Genomic DNA, 696 nt, shown 5'->3' on the forward strand with positions numbered 1-696 from the left:
TGTAATGAGATGGAAGAATTGTGTCCAGACGCTTGGCTGCTGAACTTTACTAATCCATCGGGCATGGTGACAGAAGCAATTCTCAAGCACACCAAAGTAAAAGCGGTCGGTTTGTGCAATGTGCCAGTGATCATGCAAAAAGGCATCGCGCAAATGCTGGGCGCTGACGAGCAAGACTTTGTATTGCAAGTTGCGGGGTTGAACCACTTTATTTGGGCGCGCCAGATCCTGCATGAAGGTCGCGATAAGCTACAAGAGGTGGTTGAAGCGATCTTATCGGGCAACGATCCTCTCGTTCCACAAAACATTCCTCCATTCGAATGGCCAACAGAACTGCTGCGCAATATGGGGATGATTCCATGCGCATACCTTCGCTACTACTACACCAGCGAAGACATCATGAAGCAGGAAATTGAAGAAGCGAACGGCGAAGGCACTCGCGGCGAAGTGGTCAAAGCGATGGAGAAACGTCTGTTCGATATCTACCGCAACCCAGAGCTTAACGAGAAACCAAAAGAACTCGAAAAGCGCGGTGGCCAATATTACTCAGAAGCGGCCTGTGAGCTGATGAGCTCTATCTACAACGACAAGCGCACCATCATGCACGTGAACACTCGCAACAACGGCGCGATTGCGGGCTTGCCGGACGACTGCACTGTGGAAGTCAGCTGTATGATCACCAAATCAGGGCCCGTT

Annotated in this window: 1 pseudogene; it reads left to right on the forward strand. The window is 50.7% G+C overall.

What is annotated here, in order from left to right:
- A pseudogene (locus R7Z49_RS25175) lies at positions 1-696 on the forward strand (6-phospho-beta-glucosidase); the annotation flags it as partial.

The organism is Vibrio sp. 1562 (genome assembly GCF_033340155.1).
GTDB lineage: Bacteria > Pseudomonadota > Gammaproteobacteria > Enterobacterales > Vibrionaceae > Vibrio > Vibrio alginolyticus.